The sequence below is a fragment of the Bradyrhizobium sp. genome (assembly GCF_027451485.1).
In the GTDB taxonomy this organism is placed as follows: domain Bacteria; phylum Pseudomonadota; class Alphaproteobacteria; order Rhizobiales; family Xanthobacteraceae; genus Bradyrhizobium.
Genome location: NZ_DAIDJE010000156.1, coordinates 86,544 through 105,222 on the forward strand (window position 1 = coordinate 86,544; position 18,679 = coordinate 105,222).

Below are 18,679 nucleotides of genomic sequence, written 5' to 3' on the forward strand. Positions count from 1 at the left end.
ATAGCCTGGGGATGAGATGTGGATGGGCTGTGGATATCGAAAGATCACGCAGCCCGAGCGGCGCATCGACCACCCGTTGATGAATCTCGGGGAAAGGCCGGCAAGCGCTTGAGACGACAGCGAATGTTTGGCGTCAGCGCCTGTGGACAGCCGTTGCGTTCGTGGTGCTCCTGCTAGGTAGTGCGTCGACGCACTACCTCCTGCTATGATGGAAGCCGGCAGTGTCTCCATTTCCCCGCGGTCCCTACAAGAAGCGCGATGAGACACTACCGGGGCGGGCGGGTAACAAAAGGATCATCATATGCGCACGCTTACGGCTTATGGGATCGGTGTCGTCATCGTTCTTGCCCTGCTGAACGCTATTGCATGGCGTGCCGGACTGCCACGGTTGCACAGTCTGAACGTGTTTTCGCTGGGTTTCGTCCTCGGGATGCTCGGAACCTCTCTTTCTGCCTTTGTCAACGGGTATCGCCGGGTCGCCTGACCTCAATCGGGCTGTGATAGCGCAGGCTTACTTCCGGACGCATTCATATTGGCCGGTGACGATCCGGATCCGGTTATCCACGGTGAAGGGAACGCCGGGAACGTAACCGGCCGGACACGCCGTGAAGAGCCAGCTCGTCGTGTTGAGCGTCTTTTCGGGCAGCTTGATCTCGGACCGTTCCTTCGGCTTGATCACGCGATCAAACCGGCGCAGGCCGTCGAGCTCGACGAAGATGATAGCCACCGGCTCGTGGCATTCGTTCGTAAACGCGAAGCCGCCTTTCTCTTCGGCCCATCTCGTGCAGGCTTCCAGGTGAAGCCTGGTATCGACCGGTCCCGTTGCGAGGTCGGTTGCCGCGCGAAGCTGCCCCGGGTTCGCGAACACCAGGGCACAGGCTGCAACACTTCCAAACAGGCGCTTCACAATTGGCTCCGCGTTGTCGCTCCGATTCCCGCGCCCATTTAGCCCGGGCGGATGGGAACCTGACAAGACGCGTGAAGCCGTTCAAACTTCAGGCGCGACGCAGGATCATGAAGGTGTGGAAAGTTCGCCTCGCGCGCCAAGCGGCCGGTATGGCCGGGCGATCGGCAGCAAGGTCGGATGGCAGCTTCGGCGCCGCGATCGTACTCTCGGAAGGCCGATCAGTCAGCAAATTCAAAACGATGGAGCGCAGGGTTTAACCAACGCTTAACCAACGCTGCGATGAAGGCTGCGAAGGAGAAGCTACATCGGTCGCTTGAGGCAACAGATGAAACACCTCAAAGGATGGTTTGAGAACCACCGCTATGCCCTTGGTTATTAATCTGTTTTTAACGAACCGGCTACGCAGCGCTCATATCAGCGCCAAAACGCCGCGCGCGGACGTCTTGCTCCGCGAAATCTAGAGTAACGGGGTGAACGAAACCTTAAACTGCGCCATAGGAAACAAGCCCGTTTCCCGCTCCTCATTCCGAAGCTCGCAATGACCTCCACACTCACGCCGCAAACCCACCGCGCCACGCTTGCCATCGGCGACGAGGCGACCGCCCGCCGCATCTCCGACCTCCTCACCGAAACCCTCGACCAGGGCGAGGCCGCCGTCGGCGCCTTCGAGGGGCCGGGCGGACGCTGGGACGTGACCTTCTACTTTGCCGACACGCCCAATGAGACCGCAATCCGCCAACTGATCGCGTTGGCCACAGGTGAGGACGCCGGCCGGGCCGTGACGTTCGACACCGTCGCGGCCAAGGACTGGGTCAAGGCGACACTGGATGAGCTGGTGCCGGTCCATGCCGGGCGCTTCGTTGTCCATGGCCACCACGACCGCGCCAGGGTCGCCCCCAACAAGCTCGGCATTGAGATCGAGGCGGCGCTGGCCTTCGGCACCGGCCATCACGGCACCACCCGCGGCTGTCTGCTGTTGCTCGGCCACGTCCTGAAGGCCTTCCGGCCACGCCGCCTGCTGGACCTCGGCACCGGCACCGGCGTGCTGGCGATCGCCGCGGCCAAGGCGCTGCGGAGCCCGGTGCTCGCGAGCGACATCGACTTCCTGTCGGTGAAAGTCGCTGCCGAGAACGCCCGCCACAACGGCGTGGGTCCGTTCGTGGAAGTCACCTGGGGCAATGGCTTTGCCGCGCCCGGCTTACGGGAAAAGCGGCCGTTCGACCTCGTGATGGCGAATATTCTCGCCAATCCGCTGCGGCAGATGGCGACGCCGATGTCACAGCACCTTGCCGGCGGGGCGCGCGTGATCCTGTCCGGGCTGTTGTCGGCGCAGGCACCGGCCGTCATCGCCGCCTACCGCGCGCGCGGGCTGGTGCTGGAGCAGCAGATCCGGATCGAGGGCTGGAGCAGCCTGTTGCTGCACAAGGTGCGGTGAAGAGCTTTACTGCAAATCCTCACGGTGAGGAGGTGCGTCGCCAAGCAGGACGAGGGTAAGCGAGGCTGCTAGCGAACGGCACAAAAGACAGCACCGTCGCTGGACGATGCTTCGCATCGCCGGGAGAACCCATGAGGCTACTATCGCCTTCATCCTTGACGCGGCACAGGCGCCGCTCCTCGGCATGAGGGGCTAACCTTCGATCACTTCTCCGGTTTGCGCGGCGCCGGCTGGCCGGATTTTTCCTGAGCGGCCGCGCGCCTGACGCGCGCTTCGACAAATCGATCCAGGAATTGAACAATCACGCTACGCGGCTTTTCGGCGTCAGGCGCGGCCGGGTCTACGCGATGGATCGGCGACGAAATCTTCTCAAAGGTGAAGACGGGCATGGTTAATCCCTCGACGCTGGTTACGAACGCCCTCGGAACAGCTTTGGAACTCCACCCGAAGATTTGTTCTTGAGCCCCCGTGACCATTACGTCACGAAACGTTCAAACCCGTCTAACGCAGGTGCAGCAATTCAATCACAATAAATTCCGAATCGGAAGCAAATTGAGTCGGTTACCCAAGTGTCCCTGTTCTTTCCGGAAGATGATACGATCGTCGAATGTTCGAAGCCCTGTTCCAGACCTTTGAAGAACCCGAAACCGGCGTCGCACTGACCGCGCGCTTGTCCGCACTCCGCGAAGAACTGACACGGCGCAACCTGACCGGGTTCGTGGTGCCGCGCGCGGACCAGCAGCAGAACGAATATGTCGCTCCGTCTGAAGAACGGCTGGCCTGGCTGACCGGCTTCACCGGCTCCGCCGGCATGGCCATCGTGCTCGCCCGCGAGGCCGCCGTCTTTGTCGATGGGCGCTATACCCTGCAAGCCGGCAAGCAGGTCGACACCAAGGTGTGGAGCGTCCAGCCGCTGGTCGACCCGCCGCCGGAAACCTGGTTGGCGCAGCATCTCTCCGCCGGCGATCGCCTCGGCTTCGATCCATGGCTGCAAACGACCGCGGCGGCCGAAAAACTCGGCGCGGCCTGTGCCAAGGCCGGCGCCGAACTGGTCGCGGTCGATGGCAACCCGATCGACGTCATCTGGACCGAACGCCCGGCACTGCCGCTGGCCCCGGTGTCGCTGCACGGAAAGCAATTTGCAGGCGAAATCGAAGCCGACAAGCTGAAGCGGATCGAGGGGGAGATCGCAAAACTCGGCGCCGATGCGCTGGTGCTGTCGGACAGCCACGCGGTTGCCTGGACGTTCAACATCCGAGGCGCCGACGTCGCGCATACGCCGCTGCCGCTGTCCTATGCGCTGGTGCCGAAAAGCGGGCGCCCGACGCTGTTCATCGATCACCGCAAGCTGTCGAACAGCGTGCGCGATCATCTGGAACGGACCGCGACCGTCGTCGACCCCGGCGCGCTGACGTCAAAGCTGGTCGAACTGTCAAAAAGCGGAGCCTCGATTGCGCTCGACAGCGCAAGCGCCGCCGATGCGCTGACCCGCCTGATCACCTCGGCCGGCGGCAAGCCGATCCGCGGCGCCGACCCGACGGCCCTCCTCAAGGCGGTGAAGAACGATACCGAGATTGCAGGGACGAAAACGGCGCACCGGCGCGACGCGATTGCGCTCACGCGCTTTCTCGCCTGGGTCGATCGCGAAGCGCCGACTGGCAATCTCACCGAGATCGACGCGGTGGAGGCGCTGGAAACCTTTCGCCGCGACACCGGCGCGCTGAAGGATGTGTCGTTCCCCACCATCTCCGGTACCGGGCCGAACGGCGCCATCGTCCACTATCGCGTCACCCGCAAGAGCAACCGCCGCATCGCGCCCGGCGATCTTCTGTTGATCGATTCCGGCGCCCAATATGAAGACGGCACCACCGACGTCACCCGGACCATTGCAGTCGGCGAGCCGACATCCGAGATGCGCGACCGCTTCACCCGCGTGCTGCGCGGCCATATCGCAATTGCGTGCGCGCTGTTTCCCGACGGCACCACCGGCGCGCAACTCGATACGCTGGCGCGGCAGTATCTCTGGCAGGCAGGCGTCGATTTCGAGCACGGCACCGGCCACGGCGTCGGCAGCTATCTCTCGGTACACGAAGGGCCGGCGCGGATCTCGAAGCTCGGCTCTACGCCGCTCAAGCGCGGCATGATCCTCTCCAACGAGCCCGGCTATTACAAGACCGACGCGTTCGGCATTCGCATCGAGAATCTGGAGCTGGTCGTCGCGGCCGAGGTTGCCGGCGCCGAGAAGCCGGTCAATGCCTTCGAGACGCTGACGCTCGCCCCGATCGACCGGCGTCTCGTCGATCTGAACATGCTGACCGGCGAGGAATTGAGCTGGCTCAACCAATATCACGAGCGCGTCCGCCACGCCGTGCGTGGCCATGTCGACGACGCCACCAAGGCCTGGCTCGATGCGGCCACGGCGCCGCTGTCGCTGTAGCAAGACGCGCTACGCTCATCCGTGGCGGGCCTTGCTGATCGGCCCGGGTATGACAGCAGAGCCTGTTTCTCGCAGCGATTGCCGCCTTGCTCGCCATTCCCCCGCGACATCCCCGATTGCGCGCGGCGCATCCCGCAAAACGAATAGCCGCATTCCGAAACACCGCATTCCCACGCTCTGAAATAGCGCTAAACGAAAGAACCAGGGGCGCCCGCGCTTCGCATGGGAAACGGAGTTTCGATGCACGGCGTCGTCGGCAGACCGGCCGAACAGTCCAGACAAGGCGCGGCGAACGCGCGCATCATGCTGCTGCTGCTCGTTGCCATGACCGGCGTGGCGCCGATCTCGCTCTATATGCTGGTGCCGGCGCTGCCGCTGCTTGCCGCCAGCTTTGCGAGCGACATTTCCATCGCGCAGATGACGGTGTCGCTCTACATGGTCGGCATCGCCTGTTCGCAGATCCTGATGGGCCCGCTCTCCGACCGCTATGGCCGCCGGCCGGTTTTGCTGGCGGGCCTCGGCCTGATGGTGGTGGCGAGCGCGGCCTGTACCTTCGCGCAGTCGCTGCCGGCCCTGATCGTTGCGCGGTTCTTCCAGGCGCTCGGCGGCGCCACCGGCATGGTGGTGAGCCGCGCCATCATCCGCGACCTTTATCATCGCGAGCGCATCTCTTCCATGATCAGCCTCGTGATCGCAGTCATGATGATTGCGCAGATGCTCAGCCCCCTCACCGGCGGCCTGATCGAAGCCGCATTCGGCTGGCGCGCGATCTTCTACGTCATCACGGCAGCTTCGATCCTCGTCGCAGTCGCGATTGCGCTCGCCTTGCCGGAAACGCGCCGGGTCCGGCTCGTCACATCGAGCTTTCGCGGTGATGTCGGCAGTCTCGTCACTAGCCGCGCCTTCATCGGTTATGTGCTGTGCCAGGTGCTGGCCTCGCAGATCATCTTTGCCTTCGCCGGCGGCGGCCCCTACATCGTTGTCACGCATATGGGCCGCACCGGCGCCGAATACGGCGCCTGGTTTGCGACCACGGGCTTTGCCTATCTGATCGGCAATCTTTTCTGCGTGCGCTTCTCGCCGCGCTATCAACTCGAAAAGCTGATCTGGTTCGGGCTTGCGCTGCAATTCGCCGGCAGCCTGCTGAATCTCATCTGGGGACTGACCGGAATCAACCAGGTTCCGTCCTGGCTGTTCGGCACGCAGATGATCGTGATGTTCGCCAATGCCTTCGTGATGTCGAACTCCGCGGCCGGCGCCATCAGCGTCCGCCCGGAAGCCGCGGGCACCGCCTCCGGCGCCATGGGATTCCTGCAGATGGGGCTAGGTTCATTCCTGTCGCAGTTCGGCGCCTGGCTCGGCGACCACTTTGCGACACCTGCACCGCTCAACGCCGCCGTATTCGCATTATCCGTCGCCTGCGCCTCGACGATGGTTTTCATCATTCCACGCCGAAACGTGGTGGTGAGCCAGGATTTGATCGAAAAGGCGGAAGAAGAAAGTGGAATTGTATAGCGTCAGCCGTGAGCGGCGCCTCTCCGCTCACGGCGTTATGTCGGCTGTTTCCGTTTGGGCGACGTCAGTACCGCTTGTGCTGGTCGTTCATCCGGTCACCCGGAGAATTTTCCGAGGCACCTTTCGACTTGCCAACCGTTCCCTTGTCCTTCATCCGGTCGCCCGGACTATATTCCGATGCGCCTTTGCTGGTCGACGAGGACGAAGTGGAATTCTGCATCTGGTGACCGGGCGACATCCGCGAGGCGCCGCCGGTTTCCGCGGCGAAGGCAGCGGTGCCGGCGCCGAGCAGGAGAGCGGTGGTGTAAATGATCACACGTCTCATCTGTCATCTCCATGATGATCGGTCGAGTGGCACGTCAACCGCCTCGCCTGTGTGACGTTCCATGGAACTGTGCCGGAAAATGGGAGCCGACGTTGCGGCTGACCGATACTACGCGCCGGCCAGCTTCAACCACTCGTCTTCGGTCAGAACCGCAACCCCGTGCTTCCTGGCTTCGGCGAGCTTCGATCCCGCACCGGGACCTGCCACGACATAATCCGTCTTCTTCGACACCGAGCCTGCCGCCTTGGCTCCCAAGCGTTCGGCCATCGCCTTGGCCTCGTCGCGTGTCATCTTTTCCAGCGACCCCGTGAACACGATGGTCTTGCCGGCGACCGCCGAATTGCTCTTCGGCTTTTCGGCATCGAAAATCGTCACCTCGCGCGTCAACCGCTCGACAATGCCGCGGTTATGGGTTTCGGCGAAATAGGTCTTGATGCTCTGGATCACGGTGTCGCCGATCTGGTCCAGCGCATCCATCTCGGCGATCGCATCCCCGTCGTCCCTGGCAACCCTGAGACAGGCATCGAGGAAGGCGTCCCATGAACCATAGCCGCGCGCCAGCGCCAAGGCCGTGGTCTCGCCGACATGGCGCATGCCGAGCGCATAGATGAAGCGCTCCAGCGATACCTTCCGTCGCTCCTCGATCGCAGCGAAGAGATTGCGCACGGAAGTCTCGCCGTAGCCTTCGACCTCCTCGAGTTTCAGCTTGCCGTTGCGCTTTTGCAGCGTGAAGATGTCGGCCGGCTCCCTCACCCAGTCCTGGTCGAAGAAATATTGCAGCTGCTTCTCGCCGAGGCCGTCGATGTCGAAGGCGCGCCGCGACACGAAAAGCTTCAAGTGCTCGATCTTCTGGAAGGGACAGGCGAATTCGCCGGTGCAGCGCGCCCGCGAGCCTTCCTCGCCTGTTGCGGTTTCCTCGCGCACGACGTCGGTGTGCAGCGGGCACGGACATTTCTTCGGGAAGTGAAATTCCTTCGCATTCTTCGGCCGCTTGTCGATCACCACGTCGACGACCTGGGGGATCACGTCGCCAGCACGCTGGATCACCACCGTGTCGCCGATCCGGATATCGCGGCCCCCGCGCAGCTCCTCGCCCTTGTTGCCGATGCCGCGGATATAGTCTTCGTTATGCAGCGTCACATTCTGCACGATGACGCCGCCGACCCCGACCGGCTCGAGCTTGCCGACCGGCGTAAAGGAGCCGGTGCGGCCGACTTGGATCTCGATATCGCGCAGCACGGTCATGGCACGTTCGGCCGGGAATTTGTGCGCAATGCCCCAGCGCGGCGTGCGCGAGACGAATCCCAGACGTTCCTGCCAATCGATGCGGTCCACCTTGTAGACGACGCCGTCGATATCGTAGTCGAGCCGGGCGCGCTGTTCCTCGATCTTGCGGTGGAACGCGAGCAGCTGCTCGACCGAGTGGCAGATCCTGGTCAGCGGGTTGGTCTTGAATCCGCAATGCTCGAACCAGGCGATCATCCGGGACTGCGTATCTTCCGGCAAATCGCTCATCTCGCCCCAGGCATAGGCGAAGAAGCCGAGCGGGCGCGAGGCGGTGATGGAAGGGTCTTTCTGACGCAGCGAGCCGGCGGCTGAATTGCGCGGATTGGCGAAGATGGTGTCGCCGGCCGCCTTCTGCCGCTCGTTGAGCGCAAGAAACGCCTTCTTGGTCATGTAGACCTCGCCGCGCACCTCGCAGATCTGCGGCACCTTGCGGCCCTTCAATTTCTTCGGCACGTCTTCCAGCGTGCGGATGTTGGCGGTGACGTCCTCGCCTTCCGCGCCGTCGCCACGCGTCGCCGCGGTGACGAGTTCACCGTCCTCGTAGCGCAGCGACATCGAAAGCCCGTCGATCTTGGGCTCGGCGGAAAAGTCGATCCGCTCATCCTCGGACAATTTCAGGAAGCGGCGGATACGCCCGACGAAATCGACGACGTCCTCCTCGGCAAAGGCATTGTCGAGCGAGAGCATCGGCAACGCGTGGCGGACTTTTTTGAATTTCCCCGAAGGGGCGGCGCCGACCTTCTGCGACGGCGACTCGGCGCTGACCAGTTCCGGAAAGCGTCTCTCGATCGCATTGAAGCGCTGGCGCAGCGCGTCGTATTCGGCATCCGAAATCTTCGGGGCATCTTCCTGGTAATAAGCCTTGTCGTGCCTTTCGATCTCGAGCGCGAGACGCATATGCTCGACCTTCGCCTGCGCCTTTGCGAGGTCGGCTACGTCGGTGAGTTTCCTGGGTTTGGATGATTTTCCCATGCCCGCTGAATACGACGAAGATCGCTACGGGAAAAGTGCGCTACGCCGTCGCCGATTTCAATAGCCGCTCGGCGGCGGCGCGTGCCTCCGCGGTGATCTCGGCACCCGCCAGCATGCGGGCGATTTCCTCGCGGCGGTGGTCGGCCGCGAGTGCATTGACGCGGGTGGCGACGCGCCTGCCCTTGTCCAGCGCATCCTTGGAAATCAGCAAGTGCTGGTCGGCACGGGCCGCGACCTGCGGCGCGTGGGTCACCGCCATCACCTGCACCTTGGAAGCGAGCCGCGCCAGGCGGGCGCCGATCGCATCCGCGACCGCGCCGCCGACGCCGGTATCGATTTCGTCGAACACAAGGGTCGGCGCCGAGCCGCGGTCCGAAAGCACAACCTTGAGCGCCAGCAAAAAGCGCGACAGCTCGCCGCCCGAGGCGACTTTCATGAGCGGACCGGGCTTGGTGCCGGGATTGGTCTGCACCCAGAACTCAACGCGGTCATACCCCTGCGGGCCGGGCGACGCGGAATCCGATTCGACCTGCGTAGTGAACCTCGCGCGATCAAGCTTGAGCGGGGCAAGCTCCGCATTGACCGCCTTGTTGAGTTTTTCGGCCGATTTTTTCCGCGCGGCGGAGAGTTTGGCGGCCGCTGCCGCATATCGTTCATCGGTCGCGCGCGCGGCCGCCTCCAGCTTCTTCAACTGATCGGCGCCCGCATCGATCAGTGCGACGTCGGCGGCGTATTTTGCCGCGAGTGCCGCCAGGCCATCTACCGGAGTCGAATATTTGCGCGAGGCGGCGCGAAGCGCAAACAGACGCTCCTCGATGCGCTCGAGCTCGGCGGGATCGAAATCCGCGGCGGCCAGCGCAGCGGTAAGGTGCTGATCGGCTTCTTCCAGCGCATTGATCGCGGTGTCGATCGCTTTTACCGCGGGTTCGACCAGGGCCGGCGAGTTCGCCGCGCGCCGTTCGAGCCGCCGCACGGCGGCGGAGAGGCCGGCGATCGGCGAGTGATCGCCGGAGACGGCTTCCTGCGCCTCGCGCAGGTCGGCTGCGATCTTCTCGCTCTGCATCATGGTGGTGCGGCGAGAGGCGAGCGCCGTTTCCTCGCCGTCTTTCGGAGCGAGCTGCTTCAATTCATCGGAGGCATGCCGCAAGTAATCGGCCTCACGCGCGGCCCGCTCCATCCCGGCGCGATGGTCGTCGAGCGCCTTGTTGGCCTCGCGCCGCGCTTCCCAAAGCTTTTCCAGCGCCGCGACATCCTTCTCGAGACCGGAGAAGGCATCGAGCAGGCGGCGATGGGTGGAGGCGTCGACCAGTGCGCGCTCGTCATGCTGACCATGGATTTCGACCAGCGCGGACCCCAGCGCCTTCAGGGTCTGCACGCTGATCGCCTGATCATTGATGAAGGCGCGGGTGCGGCCATCGGCGAACTGGACGCGGCGCAGGATCATCTCGCCGGTGTCCTCCAGACCGTTTTCCGCCAGAAGGGCCGCGGCCGGATGTCCCTTCGGCACATCGAAGGTCGCCGTCACCTGACCCTGCTCGGCGCCGTGACGCACAAGGCCGGCATCGCCGCGGCCGCCCAGCGCCAGCGCAAAGGCATCGAGCAAAATGGATTTACCCGCGCCGGTCTCGCCAGTCAGAACGGCAAGCCCGCGGGCAAACTCGATATCGAGGCGTTCGATCAGGACGATGTCGCGGATCGACAGACGCGCCAGCATGCGAGGAAGTTTCCCAGATCAGGTCGGCCTCGATGGAATCAGAACGCAATTCCATCTCCGCTTTCTAGCATAGTCGCTTCGGAAAAAAGGACTATGCCTTGCCGAGGCCGAGCTTCCTGAAGGCCTTGGAAAGCCAGGACCCCTGATCCTCGGTCGGCTCATAGCCGCCGGACTTTACTAGATTATAGGCGTCCTTGTACCAAGGGCTGTCGGGAAAATTATGGCCGAGCACGGCGGCAGCGGTCTGCGCCTCGCTGACAATACCGATTGCCATATAGGCTTCGGTCAGCCGCTCCAAGGCTTCCTCGACATGGCGGGTGGTCTGGTACTGGGTGACCACGGTCTTGAAGCGATTGATCGCGCCGGTGTAGTTGCGCTTTTGCAGATCATACCGGCCGACATTCATTTCCCTGCCTGCGAGCTGGTCGCGCGCCGCCTCGAGCTTCTGCTTGGCGCTGACCGCATATTCCGACGTCGGATATTTGCGCACCACTTCTTCGAGCGCGGCGATCGCCTTCTCGGTGCGGCCCTGGTCGCGGGACACGTCGACGATCTGGTCGTAATGCGAGGCGGCAATCAGGTATTGCGCGTAAGCGGCGTCCGAGCTGCCCGGATGCAGCGTGACGTAGCGGGTCGCAGCGCCGATGCAGCTGTCGTAGTCGCTGGCCTGATAGTAGGCGTAAGCCGACATCAGAAGCGACTTGCGCGCAAGATCCGAATAAGGATGCTGGCGATCGACTTCCTCGAACTTCTTCGCGCCGCCCTTCGGGTCGTGCTTCTCGTTGGTCAGGTAAAGTCCTTCGTTGTAGAGCTTTTCAGCGGGCTCCTCGACGAAGGTGTCGTCCTTTTGGGTCACCTTGTCCCACAATTCACTGACCCCGTTGCCGCCCCCGCTGCAAGCACTCAACAGGGTAGCGGCGACGGCAAGAGCGGCCGCCACGCCCAGCGGCCGCACCAGAGCTGCAAGGCCCCAATGATTCGAAAGTCGCCGGTATGCGGGCGTCGCACGCTTTATCGACATGGAGTTCAGACCTGACGCCTTTCGTGCATCGTCCTGAAGGGCGCAGCAAATTCGGGACCGGCACATAGCTGCCCTCGCCCGGCCCTGCTTATCCAAAACAAGCCCCTCGTCCAACCGGATACGTAGCCATTTCGCCCGGATTAAGGCGGAAAGTAATCGGGAAAAACACGTAATTCGGCGCGTCGAAGCGCCAGACTAAGACGTGAGGAGCAAAAGAGGACGTTTTCTAGGAAACGTCGGGACCGTAGGCAGGAGCCACCATGCCGCCGACCATGCTCCCGCTGCCGACCTCGGCATAGGCGCGGGGACGACGGGCGCTCTCGGCCTCAACCACCCGATAAGCGGTGCGATCGGCCAGCAGCGCCGTCAGCACGGCATGGTTGAGTTTATGGCCGCCACGGACCGAGCGATAGGTGCCGAGTAGCGGCAGACCAGCCAGCGCCAGGTCGCCGATCACGTCCAGGACCTTGTGGCGCACGCATTCGTCGGCATAGCGCAGGCCCTCGGCGTTGAGCAGGCGGGTCTCATCGAACACCACCGTATTCTCAAAGGAGGCGCCGAGCGCGAAACCGGCGCTCCACAGGCGCGCAACGTCATTGACGCAGCCGAAGGTGCGGGCGCGGGAAATCTCGCGGCGGAAGCACTCGGCGCTGAGATCGATGACGTAGCTCTGCCGGCCGATCACCGGGATCGAAAAATCGATGTCGACTTCAGCGCGGAAGCCGGAAGCGTTCGGCCGAAGTTCGCCGAAGGAATCGCCGATCGAGACCTGGACCGGCTTGGTCACCTGGATGTAACGACGCGCCGCCGACTGGCTGACGATACCGGCCTGTTCGATCGCGGCAACGAAAGCCGCCGCGCTGCCATCCATGATCGGAACTTCGGGCCCATCGACTTCGATGGTGGCGTTATCCACACCCATGCCGCGCAAGGCAGCCAGCACATGCTCTGCGGTTGAGACCAGCGGTCCATCGCGGTCGCCAAGCACGGTGGCAAATTCGGTGGCAATCACGGATTCGGCGACGGCCCGGACCTCGCGGTCGCTTCCATCAAGGCCAGTGCGGACAAAAATAAAACCTGCATCAACGGATGCAGGTCCGATGGTCAGATTGACCGGTAGCCCCGAGTGGACACCGACGCCCGTCACGGTAGCTTGCCCACGCAGCGTTGTCTGCCGACCGATTTTCATACAGAAAAGCCCACACCGACTTACCGTGAGAGGACTGACTTCCCCTTTTGACGTCAGTCCGACTCAATGGTTCCCCAAGTCACGGCTGAGAATAATCGCTGCCATATTAGGCGCCAACTCACGCTTTTTTACCGATTGTTACCCCATCTCTGCCGCATTCGCGCCCAAGGTTACCCCCAATCGGGGATCGAAAAGGGTCGCCAGGCGGCCGTCATCCGAATTCCAGCAAAGCTGTTAAACATCTACGTTTCAACGGCTTGAGCCCGTTTCGGAAGCTCCATGGGCGACAAACGAAAGAGCCCCGGTGATCCGACCGGGGCTCCATGGCAGCGCCTAGATTGTAACAAGCTTCAGTTCACCTGCCGGCGCAGGAAAGCGGGGATATCCAGATGATCGTCGCCCTGTGGCGCCGGGGTCACAGGTGCCGGACGGCCATGGGCGTCCAGCCCTTGCGGCGCCTGGCGCGGAGCATACTCTGATACCGGAGGGCGGCTTGCCATTTGCTCGGCGACGGACTTCTGAGGCCGGCGCTCGGGCAGGGGCGGCATCGCGGGCATTGCCGGACCGGAGGCACGGGCCGCGATCGGCGGCTCGCTTTCTTCGTCGCGGCGGCCGAGACCGACATTGGCCAGGCGCTGCAACAGCGACATTCGACTCTTTTGCGGATGCTCCTCCTCCGCTTCGCCGCGGGCTTGCCGGATTTCGTTCTGGGCCGGCATCGGCAATTCCTCAAACTTCGGCATGCGAGGCGCCCGCACCGGCGGGCGCTCGGCCGCTTGCGGGATGAAAGTCTCGGGCGGGGTCGGCTCGGGTGCGGGGGCCGCCGCTACTTCCGGATCGGGAAACAGCGAGGGTTTCTGCACGATCGGCCGAACCGTCACGTCACCATAGGCCGCCGGCTGCAATGGTGCAGCCGCCGCGGCAGCCTGCGGCTCGGTCGAAACGGCAGCAGCAATGGCCGCGAGCGCCGCGCGTTCGACCGTGTGGCCCGGACGCGGCGAGGTTGGCGAGACAGGCGCGGCTTGCGAGCTGTTCGAGTCAAGCTTCTGGGCGCGCTCGGCAAGGCGCGCATTGTCGGCGCGAAGCCGCGCGGTCAGCTCGGCCAGGCGCGTATCCGGAGAAGACGTCGGCGGGGTGATGCTCGCTGCCGGGGTCGGCGAAGCGCCGGTGGTGCGCGAAATCTGCGCCTGCTCGATGCCGGTGGCGACGACCGAGACGCGGATGATTCCGTCGAGGGCCTCGTCGAAGGTAGCGCCGACGATGATGTTGGCGTCCTGATCGACCTCCTCGCGAATCCGGGTGGCGGCTTCGTCGACCTCGAACAGGGTCAGGTCCTTGCCGCCGGTGATCGAAATCAAAAGGCCGCGGGCGCCCTTCATCGACGAATCGTCGATCAACGGGTTGGCGATCGCGGCTTCCGCCGCGGTGAGCGCGCGCTTGTCGCCGGAAGCCTCGCCGGTGCCCATCATCGCCTTGCCCATTTCCCTCATCACCGCCCTTACGTCGGCGAAGTCGAGGTTGATCAGGCCTTCCTTGACCATGAGGTCGGTGATGCAGGCGACGCCCGAATAGAGCACCTGGTCGGCCATTGCGAAGGCGTCGGCAAAGGTGGTCTTTTCGTTCGCGACCCGGAACAGGTTCTGATTCGGAATGATCAGCAGCGTGTCGACCACCTTGTGAAGCTCGGTGATGCCCGCTTCGGCCGTGCGCATGCGGCGCTGGCCTTCGAAGTGGAACGGCTTTGTCACCACGCCGACGGTGAGAATGCCGAGGTCGCGCGCGGTCTTGGCGATGACCGGAGCTGCACCCGTGCCCGTGCCGCCGCCCATGCCGGCGGTGACGAACACCATGTTAACGCCGGAGATATGATCGCGGATTTCGTCCAGGACCTCCTGCGCTGCGGCCGCTCCCACATCGGGCTGCGAACCAGCGCCCAGGCCCTGGGTCACCTGCGTGCCCATCTGGATGATGCGCTGCGCCTTCGACATCGTCAGCGCCTGCGCATCGGTGTTCGCCACCACGAAGTCGACCCCCTGGAGGCCGGCGGTGATCATGTTGTTGACGGCATTGCCGCCAGCTCCACCGACGCCGAAAACGGTGATCCGGGGCTTCAGCTCATGAATGTCAGGAGGAGTAATATTGAGTGCCATGGTTGCCTCTCGTTCACGCGCGCGTGGGTTCGCCCCGGCCTTCCGCCGCGGGTGTTGGTGAAAATTCGGATGTGCGGAAAAAATTCATCAGAAGCCCTCTCGAAGCCATCGTCCGACTTTTCCGAAATAGCCGCCGCCGTCGGTCCCTGTCCGGAGCTGCCGCGTATGCCGCGGTTCGACATGTTCGAGATGAGCGTATTGCGGGTAGACCAGAAGGCCGGCTGGAACCGCGAAGGAAGCCCCCTTGGCTTCGCTGGGCAGCCGGCTGAAGCCGAGCGGGCGGCCGATCCGTACCGGGCGGTTGAGGATCCGTGTCGCCAGTTCGAGCGTGCCGGTGAGCTGCGACGCGCCGCCGCTCAAGACCACACGGGCTTTCGGCTCTGCCGCAAAGGGAGAATCCGCCAGCCGGTCCCTGACCATTTCAAAAATCTCCTCGGCACGGTGCCGGACAATGTTCGCAATCGTGGCGCGTGACACGACCTGCGGAACATCCAGCTCGTCGTCGCCGGCAGACGGCACGGACATCAACTCGTGTGCGTCAGACCCGCCGGTCAGCACCGTGCCATATAACGTCTTGATTCGCTCGGCATCTGCAATGCACGCCGAGAGTCCCCGGGCAAGATCCATGGTGATGTGGTGTCCACCCAGTGCAAACCCGGAAGCGTGCGTGAAGCGGCCGCCGGAATAGGTTGCAATCGTGGTCGTCCCCGCGCCCATTTCGACCACCGCCGCCCCCAGATCCGCCTCGTCGTCGGTCAGGACCGACAGGCTGGCCACATAAGGGCTCGCCGCCATCGCCTCGACATTGAGATGGCAGCGCTCGACCACCAGCATCAGGTTCTTCACCACGGTCGTATCCGACGTGACGACGTTCATATCCACGCCGAACTGCCGCGCCACCATGCCCTTGGCGTCGCGAACCCCCTTCACGCCGTCGATGGAATATCCGATCGGCAGCGCGTGCAGCGCGGTGCGCCCGGGCCCCGTTGCATGGTGCATGCCGGCGGAAGTGACCCGCGCGACATCCGCAGACGTTACCGCTCCGCCCTTGATGTCGGCGGCGGCCTCGACCAGTTGTCCCTGCAACCGGCCGGCGGATACCGACAGCAGGACCGATTCGACCCGCACCTTGGCCATGTCCTCGGCGGCGGCAACCGCCTGGCGGACGGCCTGCTCGCACGCGGCGAGATCGACGACGGCGCCGGCCTTGACGCCGCGCGACTGGATCTGACTGTAGCCGATCAGTTCGACCGCATGCGTGCGGCCGCGCAGCGTTTCGCTCGGCAGGCACGGTTTCAGCCGGGCGATCATGCAGGCGATCTTGCTCGTGCCGATATCGAGCGAAGCGACCAGAGCGGTGCGCTTGCCGGACATTGGACGCGTCTTCGGCGCCAGGTTGCGATCGAGGCCGCTCATGCGTCGCCGACTTTCTTTTTCGGTTCTTTCTTCTTGAGCGCGTCTTCGCGAGCCTTCGCTGCCTCATCCGACAACTGCACGATCAGCCGGTCCGGCAGGCGCAGATCGATCGCGACGATGTCCTTGGAGAAGAGGTGCTCGTCCTTGTCGAGGTTGCTCAAGGAGGCAAGCGCATTGCTGACGTCGTTTTCCGGCAGGCGCACGTCGAGGCCGTCGTTGAGGAGCAGGTTCCAGCGCCGTTCGCCGACGAAGATGGCAGCCTTGGTCACGGCTCTGACCTGCGGATAACGGGCCAGCAGGGTCAAAAAGTCCCTGGCGCGGGTCGCGGCGCCCTTGCCCACCACCAGCGGCAATTTGAGCAAGCGGTCCGGCACGTAGTTCTGCAATACCGCGCCGTCCTCCGAAATCACGAACAGACGGCCGTCGTGCTGCCACAGCGCAAACGGCGCCCGCTCGGTGATGTCGATGCGCAGCTGCCCGGGGTAGAGCTTCAGCACGGTCGCGTCGCTGATCCACGGATCGGCTTTCAGCTTCTCGCGAACCGCCGCCGCATCGAGGAACAGCAGCGAGGAGCGGCCATTGACGCCGCCGATCGCCAGCACCTCGTCCTGGGAAAGCTGCTTGCGGCCATTGATGGCGACCGACGTGATCCGGAACCCGGCCGAATTGGCCAGCGCATTGCGCGTGTCGCTCAAGCTGGTGAGGAACGCTTCGAGATGGCCGCCCTTGACGATGCCGAGACCAGCGCTGCCGGCAAGCAGCAGAAGCGTTGCCATGAGTCCGGCGCGGCGGGGCAGACGTTCGACGAAGGCGATCAGGCGGGGCGAATGCTCATCGCGGACATTGCGGGGCGATTTGGCGGCAGACCGGGCAGGACGCAGCCGCGCGCGCAAGCCGGCGGCGGCGCCAAGGACGGCGTCCATCAGACCAATCTGTTGCCTCGGCGATCGCGGCGACCGGGCGAGACGTCCTCCACCATCCATTACTCGAGCTCGTCAACGGTTGTGTCCGCACGAATTGCGGTGCGAGCGCATCTGGCGGCTCGGCCGTGCCGGGCTTGAGCGTTGACCCCCACTCAGGAAGATCGCGATCTCCGCGGGCGCTGAAAGTTCCCCAAACAGCACACGCCCCGGCGGCCAAGCGCAGACGCGCCGCCGGCGTTAACCTTCGGACTTCCTGGTAAACAAAAGGTAAATGCGGGCCGCTAGCGGCTCGATTTGTCGTGTTTCGATAAGGCTTTGGTAAGTAACGTTAGGATTGTCGTAACGCTTGAAGGGGTTCCGCCGGTCAATCGACGGCCCGACCCAAGGTTTGCGTCCGGCGCCTCTCGGCGATGGCAATCTGGCCTTTGAGAAAATCGGCGAAGTCGATTCCTTGCGCCGTCAATGCCTTCGGATACAGCGACGCCTTGGTGAGGCCAGGCAGGGTGTTGGTTTCCAGATAGACCGGCCCCTTGTTCGGTACGATGAAATCAGTTCGGGAATAGCCGGAGCACGACAGCGCGAGATGCGCCCGCAAGGCCATGTCCTTGATGGCTGCGCTGATCTCGGGCGAAAAGCGGCCGGGGCAGATTTCCTGGGTCGCTTTCGCAAGATATTTTGCATGATAGTCGAAGCCGAGTCCGTCGGCCGGAACGATCTCGATCGGCGGCAGGGCGATGATCGAACCATCCGCCTGCTCCAGCACGCCGCAGGTCGCTTCCGTGCCGGCGACGAACGGCTCGATCACATATTCCTCCGTTCGAGCCGCGTTGCGGACGGCGACGATATCCTGCTTCGAATTCACGAAGATCAGCCCGTAGCTTGAGCCGTCGCGTGCAGGTTTTGCGATCAGTTTGCCGTGTGCCGCGAAGGCGGTCTCGATATCGTCAAGCGCGATGCCATCAGGCGAATTCACGCCGGCAAGCGCCGCAAAGCGCTTGGCCGCGACCTTGTCGAAGGCAAGATTGGACGAGGCCGAACCCGAGCCGGTGAAGGCTATGCCGCGCAGTTCGCACATCGCCTGCAATTCGCCATTCTCGGCGCGTCCGCCGTGCAGCCCGAGCACCAACAGACGGCCATCGGCCTTGGCGCGGTCCATCGCCTGCTCGATCGCGGAACTTAGACGCGCGCCATCCGGCTTGAAGGGATCCTCGAACGGGCGCACGTGGCCGAGCAGCGCCTTGCCGCTCGTCTCGTGCACGCTGTCGTCCGCCTCCCAGAACCACAGATCGGCCTCGGGCAGCGCGGTATGCAGCGCCTGGGCGCTCGCCACCGACACCAGTCGCTCCTTGTTGGTGCCGCCGAACAGAATGGTGATCCGCATCAAGTTC

At 63.7% G+C, this 18,679-nt stretch carries 15 protein-coding genes; 4 read left to right on the plus strand and 11 right to left on the minus strand.

Going from position 1 to position 18,679, the window contains the following annotated elements:
- Positions 1-301: 301 nt before the first annotated feature.
- Positions 302-484: a hypothetical protein gene (locus NEZ08_RS19355; RefSeq protein WP_298110401.1), complete on the plus strand. Its 183-nt coding sequence runs from the start codon at positions 302-304 to the stop codon at positions 482-484.
- A gap of 27 nt (positions 485-511) precedes the next feature.
- On the opposite strand, the gene NEZ08_RS19360 is transcribed toward NEZ08_RS19355, so the two are convergent.
- Positions 512-907, minus strand: coding sequence for a hypothetical protein (locus NEZ08_RS19360; RefSeq protein WP_298110403.1), 396 nt, complete (start codon positions 905-907; stop codon positions 512-514).
- 538 nt (positions 908-1,445) lie between these two features.
- Here NEZ08_RS19360 and NEZ08_RS19365 point away from each other — a divergent pair.
- Positions 1,446-2,342 carry a 50S ribosomal protein L11 methyltransferase gene (locus NEZ08_RS19365; RefSeq protein ID WP_298110406.1) on the plus strand — a complete coding sequence of 299 codons (897 nt, stop codon included), beginning with the start codon at positions 1,446-1,448 and terminating at the stop codon, positions 2,340-2,342.
- Between the two features lie 203 nt (positions 2,343-2,545).
- Here NEZ08_RS19365 and NEZ08_RS19370 read toward each other — a convergent pair whose 3' ends face one another.
- On the minus strand, positions 2,546-2,731 hold the full coding sequence (locus NEZ08_RS19370; RefSeq protein WP_298110409.1) for a hypothetical protein: 186 nt from the start codon (positions 2,729-2,731) through the stop codon (positions 2,546-2,548).
- Between the two features lie 218 nt (positions 2,732-2,949).
- Here NEZ08_RS19370 and NEZ08_RS19375 point away from each other — a divergent pair, with 218 nt between their 5' ends.
- Positions 2,950-4,779 (plus strand): aminopeptidase P family protein, encoded by a 1,830-nt coding sequence (locus NEZ08_RS19375; protein ID WP_298110411.1) that lies wholly within the window; start codon positions 2,950-2,952, stop codon positions 4,777-4,779.
- A gap of 240 nt (positions 4,780-5,019) precedes the next feature.
- Positions 5,020-6,294, plus strand: coding sequence for a multidrug effflux MFS transporter (locus NEZ08_RS19380; protein WP_298110413.1), 1,275 nt, complete (start codon positions 5,020-5,022; stop codon positions 6,292-6,294).
- 64 nt (positions 6,295-6,358) lie between these two features.
- Here the strand turns inward: NEZ08_RS19380 and NEZ08_RS19385 are convergent, their stop codons facing one another.
- The 9 genes from NEZ08_RS19385 to NEZ08_RS19425 all read right to left on the minus strand — a co-directional run bounded on the left by NEZ08_RS19385 (position 6,359) and on the right by NEZ08_RS19425 (position 18,672).
- Positions 6,359-6,619: a hypothetical protein gene (locus NEZ08_RS19385; RefSeq protein WP_298110416.1), complete on the minus strand. Its 261-nt coding sequence runs from the start codon at positions 6,617-6,619 to the stop codon at positions 6,359-6,361.
- Between the two features lie 108 nt (positions 6,620-6,727).
- Positions 6,728-8,878, minus strand: a complete 2,151-nt coding sequence (gene ligA / locus NEZ08_RS19390; protein ID WP_298110419.1) for an NAD-dependent DNA ligase LigA — start codon at positions 8,876-8,878, stop codon at positions 6,728-6,730.
- Positions 8,879-8,918: 40 nt separating this feature from the next.
- Positions 8,919-10,592, minus strand: coding sequence for a DNA repair protein RecN (gene recN / locus NEZ08_RS19395; RefSeq protein WP_298110422.1), 1,674 nt, complete (start codon positions 10,590-10,592; stop codon positions 8,919-8,921).
- Positions 10,593-10,683: 91 nt separating this feature from the next.
- A complete protein-coding gene (locus tag NEZ08_RS19400; RefSeq protein ID WP_298110425.1) occupies positions 10,684-11,613 on the minus strand; it encodes an outer membrane protein assembly factor BamD in 930 nt (309 codons plus the stop codon).
- Positions 11,614-11,839: 226 nt separating this feature from the next.
- Positions 11,840-12,802, minus strand: a complete 963-nt coding sequence (gene lpxC, locus NEZ08_RS19405) for a UDP-3-O-acyl-N-acetylglucosamine deacetylase (RefSeq protein ID WP_298110427.1) — start codon at positions 12,800-12,802, stop codon at positions 11,840-11,842.
- A 350-nt stretch (positions 12,803-13,152) separates the two neighbouring features.
- The gene (gene ftsZ / locus NEZ08_RS19410; protein ID WP_298110430.1) at positions 13,153-14,952 is read right to left on the minus strand and encodes a cell division protein FtsZ; all 1,800 of its coding nucleotides are present in this window, start codon (positions 14,950-14,952) and stop codon (positions 13,153-13,155) included.
- Positions 14,953-15,039: 87 nt separating this feature from the next.
- On the minus strand, positions 15,040-16,368 hold the full coding sequence (ftsA, locus tag NEZ08_RS19415) for a cell division protein FtsA (protein ID WP_298110433.1): 1,329 nt from the start codon (positions 16,366-16,368) through the stop codon (positions 15,040-15,042).
- The gene (locus tag NEZ08_RS19420) at positions 16,365-17,351 is read right to left on the minus strand and encodes a cell division protein FtsQ/DivIB (RefSeq protein ID WP_298110436.1); all 987 of its coding nucleotides are present in this window, start codon (positions 17,349-17,351) and stop codon (positions 16,365-16,367) included. Before NEZ08_RS19420 ends, ftsA begins: the two co-directional genes overlap by 4 nt.
- Positions 17,352-17,655: 304 nt before the next feature.
- Positions 17,656-18,672: a D-alanine--D-alanine ligase gene (locus NEZ08_RS19425; protein WP_298110439.1), complete on the minus strand. Its 1,017-nt coding sequence runs from the start codon at positions 18,670-18,672 to the stop codon at positions 17,656-17,658.
- Positions 18,673-18,679: the final 7 nt, after the last annotated feature.

Excerpts from the sequence above, each read along its gene's own strand:
- NEZ08_RS19355 (WP_298110401.1), top strand. The coding sequence starts at position 302 with ATGCGCACGCTTACGGCTTATGGGATCGGTGTCGTCATCGTTCTTGCC.
- lpxC (WP_298110427.1), bottom strand. The coding sequence starts at position 12,802 with ATGAAAATCGGTCGGCAGACAACGCTGCGTGGGCAAGCTACCGTGACG.
- NEZ08_RS19420 (WP_298110436.1), bottom strand. The coding sequence starts at position 17,351 with ATGGATGGTGGAGGACGTCTCGCCCGGTCGCCGCGATCGCCGAGGCAA.
- NEZ08_RS19380 (WP_298110413.1), top strand. The coding sequence starts at position 5,020 with ATGCACGGCGTCGTCGGCAGACCGGCCGAACAGTCCAGACAAGGCGCG.
- NEZ08_RS19375 (WP_298110411.1), top strand. The coding sequence starts at position 2,950 with ATGTTCGAAGCCCTGTTCCAGACCTTTGAAGAACCCGAAACCGGCGTC.
- NEZ08_RS19370 (WP_298110409.1), bottom strand. The coding sequence starts at position 2,731 with ATGCCCGTCTTCACCTTTGAGAAGATTTCGTCGCCGATCCATCGCGTA.
- NEZ08_RS19425 (WP_298110439.1), bottom strand. The coding sequence starts at position 18,672 with ATGCGGATCACCATTCTGTTCGGCGGCACCAACAAGGAGCGACTGGTG.
- ligA (WP_298110419.1), bottom strand. The coding sequence starts at position 8,878 with ATGGGAAAATCATCCAAACCCAGGAAACTCACCGACGTAGCCGACCTC.
- recN (WP_298110422.1), bottom strand. The coding sequence starts at position 10,592 with ATGCTGGCGCGTCTGTCGATCCGCGACATCGTCCTGATCGAACGCCTC.
- NEZ08_RS19385 (WP_298110416.1), bottom strand. The coding sequence starts at position 6,619 with ATGAGACGTGTGATCATTTACACCACCGCTCTCCTGCTCGGCGCCGGC.
- ftsA (WP_298110433.1), bottom strand. The coding sequence starts at position 16,368 with ATGAGCGGCCTCGATCGCAACCTGGCGCCGAAGACGCGTCCAATGTCC.
- NEZ08_RS19400 (WP_298110425.1), bottom strand. The coding sequence starts at position 11,613 with ATGTCGATAAAGCGTGCGACGCCCGCATACCGGCGACTTTCGAATCAT.
- ftsZ (WP_298110430.1), bottom strand. The coding sequence starts at position 14,952 with ATGGCACTCAATATTACTCCTCCTGACATTCATGAGCTGAAGCCCCGG.
- NEZ08_RS19365 (WP_298110406.1), top strand. The coding sequence starts at position 1,446 with ATGACCTCCACACTCACGCCGCAAACCCACCGCGCCACGCTTGCCATC.